Below are 3089 nucleotides of genomic sequence, written 5' to 3'. Positions count from 1 at the left end.
ACCAATGGGGTTTAAGGGCTCTTGCGACACAGTATTATTCCAAGCTTGGGTAGAATTTCTGATTAAGGAACTAAAGCCTGGTCAAGGTGTTATTATGCCTCTTTTCATAAATCCAAGAGAAGTCAAGAATTAATAGAATTTTATACTTAAAATTCAGTATAATTTTCTACCTCCTTACTCTTGTGATTTGAATCCAGTAGAGAAATTCTGGGATAATATGAAGAGGTGGACAGTATACTAAATTTCAACGCTCTATTCGACGCTATTTCGTGGTTCTTGCTATTTCTTGCTTCTTTAAAATCTCTAATTCAACCTAAATTACTATAGAGCTATATTAGAATTTGATCTAGAATTAATCAATGTTTCCACAATAAAAATTTCAATTTTTTTCTTTATCTGAATCTATTTTTTTTCGATGCTCTTGACTTTTACCTTTTGTACATTGCATAGTACCCTTTAAGTTATTTTGTAACTTTTTTAATCTTTAATGTGTGGAATCGTAGGGCTTTGGGACACAAAGCGTCAGTGGGCTTTGGAATTTTTACAAACTTTTATAGTGAAAGTGTCTAATGCTTTGTCCCATAGGGGACCTGATGATTGTGGAATGTGGAGCGATGAGGCGTCCGGGATAGTCTTGGCGCATAGACGTTTGGCGGTTTTGGACCTTTCTCCCAGTGGGCATCAGCCTATGAGGTCTGCTTCAGGGCGTTATATCATAATTTACAATGGAGAAATTTATAATTTCCTAGATTATCGGGGAGAATTTCCTTTTTTAAAAGGGAAAAGTGATACAGAGGTTCTTTTAGAAGCTTGTGAAGCCTGGGGCCCAGTGGAAGCGTGTCGGCGCTTTCGTGGAATGTTTGCGTTTGCTCTGTGGGATACATTTGATAGGGTGCTTTTCCTTGCAAGAGATCGAGTGGGGGAAAAGCCTTTATATTGGGGAAAGGTGGGCACAATGATTGTGTTTACATCAGAACTAAAGGCACTTCATCATTGTCCGGGATGGAAGGGAACGCTGTGCCAGAAAGCACTTTCCTCTTATCTTCAGCTAGGGTATGTTATAGATCCACTGGCGATTTACGAAGGATTTCAAAAGATAGTTCCTGGAACTGTTTTAGAGATTTCCTCTAAAGGAACCGAAACCGTTCATTGCTTTTGGGATCATCATACTCTAGTGCGTAACAGTGTTTTATCCACCGATTCTACTCAAGAAGCGCTTGAAAAATTAGAAGATCTTTTGTTAGATAATGTTGAAAGACGTATGATTTGTGATGTTTCAGTAGGAGCTTTTTTGTCCGGGGGGATCGATAGTGGTTTAGTGACCGCTATGATGCAGCATCTTCAAAAAAAACGTGCTGGCGACGCTGTAAGGTCTTTTTCCATTGGGTTTGATGTCAGAGCTTACAATGAAGCTTCTAATGCCGAGGCAGTTGCGTGTCACATCGGAACCCAACACAAAACTATCTATATGACGGGAAGGGACGCACTAGATGTTCTTTCCCAGGCATACTGGGATGAACCTTTTTCAGACAGCTCTCAGCTTGCTACCGCTTTTTTATGTAAGCAAGCCAAAAATCACCAGGTAACGGTCTGCCTTTCTGGGGATGGTGGCGATGAGTCTTTTGCTGGATATACGCGGTACTTGGCTACGGAAGTTCTTTTAACTCGCTTGAATAAAATTCCTCTTTGGCTAAGAAAAATGGTTAGCGTCATAGGTATGCACACCCCTTGGATTTGTCACAGGTATGGAAGAATTAGAAAAGCAATTCAAGTTCTGCCCATAAACGATCTTTTGGAATTGTATAAAGAGATATGCACCCAGTATCCTGTGCATGGAGTTTGGAAAAGCCACTTGCTAGGCGTCCCTTTTCCTGAAGATCGATTATGGCATTCTGTTGCATCTATGCAATATTGGGATATCTTAACTTACCTTCCTGGAGATATCTTAACAAAGGTGGACCGTGCCAGTATGGCATATAGCCTAGAAGTAAGGACTCCTTTTTTGGATAAGACTGTAATTGAGTACGGATGGACTTTACCTATGCATCACCGCATTTATAAGGGGCAACCAAAGTATTTACTAAGAAAACTGGCATCAAAATGGATTCCTAAATTTGTCGCACAGGATAAGAAAATGGGATTCGGTGTTCCGTTGGCGCATTGGTTAAGAAAGGATTTGCGTTCTTGGATGGAATCTTTGCTAACTCCGCAGTCGCTTGAATCAGCAGGGTTTAATGCAAAAGCAATTCAAAATTTTTGGAAATTACATTTAAAAAGAAAAGCAGATTATTCAAATCGCTTGTGGAATACTGCTATGTTCTTGTATTGGAATAAAAGCAAAGAAAAAATATAAAACGCACTATGCGGAATAATTTTTTCCTTCCAAAATTTAAGAACGGTTCAGGGTGCTCATAAAGCATTCGCTTGAATATCCAAGGGGTTCGCTATCTTAATTTCCTTAATTGTTTAGTCCCAACACCATATGGTTGGATTATAATTAAAGTTTGACGAATTTTGCTCGAACTCTTTGAGAAAGATATCAAAATGAGAACCTGTATTCATGATATTCATGAATAAAAAAGTGTGATATAAAAGGCTTGAAGGAGTGGAAGAAGAATTATCCAAGCGATTTAAAAGAGAGAGTGGGAAGTGATAAAGCATCATTTTGATAGCGGCAATAAAAGCAAATACAACAAAAAAGAGGGTGTTAATGCAGTAGTTTATATAATCAAGAGCGGTTGTCAATGGCGCATGCTACCAAAAGATTTTCCACCATATTCGACGGTACATTCGTTTTATAGACGATGTAGGATTAAGGGTGTATGGGAAAAAGTGATGCATGAACTTGTTAAGACAAGCCGCATTAAGTATGAAAGGAGTGAGAATCCCAGCTATAGCATTATTCACAAAGTGTTAAAACCACAGGAGTCTCAGAAAAAATAGGTATAGATGGGGGAAAAAAAGATAAAAAAGGTGGCATAGAAAATTGGCATAGAAAATACAAACAAGAAGGCAGTTATTTTCCTAAGAGACGTTTGGTGGATCAGAAAAAAAGATTGACTTAGAAAAGCTTGAAAAGTAAGTCAAAG

General features: G+C 38.6%; 3 protein-coding genes. All 3 read left to right on the top strand.

What is annotated here, in order from left to right:
* The first annotated feature begins 142 nt into the window (after window positions 1-142).
* The 3 genes from K737_RS11895 to K737_RS11890 all read left to right on the top strand — a co-directional run bounded on the left by K737_RS11895 (window position 143) and on the right by K737_RS11890 (window position 2943).
* A complete protein-coding gene (locus K737_RS11895; protein ID WP_075260323.1) occupies window positions 143-241 on the top strand; it encodes a transposase in 99 nt (32 codons plus the stop codon).
* A 246-nt stretch (window positions 242-487) separates the two neighbouring features.
* Window positions 488-2353, top strand: coding sequence for an asparagine synthase (glutamine-hydrolyzing) (gene asnB / locus K737_RS02310; protein ID WP_006289741.1), 1866 nt, complete (start codon window positions 488-490; stop codon window positions 2351-2353).
* 296 nt (window positions 2354-2649) lie between these two features.
* Window positions 2650-2943 carry a transposase gene (locus K737_RS11890; RefSeq protein ID WP_024161381.1) on the top strand — a complete coding sequence of 98 codons (294 nt, stop codon included), beginning with the start codon at window positions 2650-2652 and terminating at the stop codon, window positions 2941-2943.
* Window positions 2944-3089 lie beyond the last annotated feature (146 nt).

It is taken from the genome of Holospora undulata HU1, from assembly GCF_000388175.3.
Taxonomy (GTDB): Bacteria; Pseudomonadota; Alphaproteobacteria; order Holosporales; family Holosporaceae; genus Holospora; species Holospora undulata_A.
Note: the sequence above shows the minus strand (reverse complement) of the source record. Positions and strands in the feature narration are given on the sequence as shown.

Bases quoted from the DNA above. Each gene is read 5' to 3' on its own strand.
- asnB (WP_006289741.1), top strand. From the start codon at position 488: ATGTGTGGAATCGTAGGGCTTTGGGACACAAAGCGTCAGTGGGCTTTG.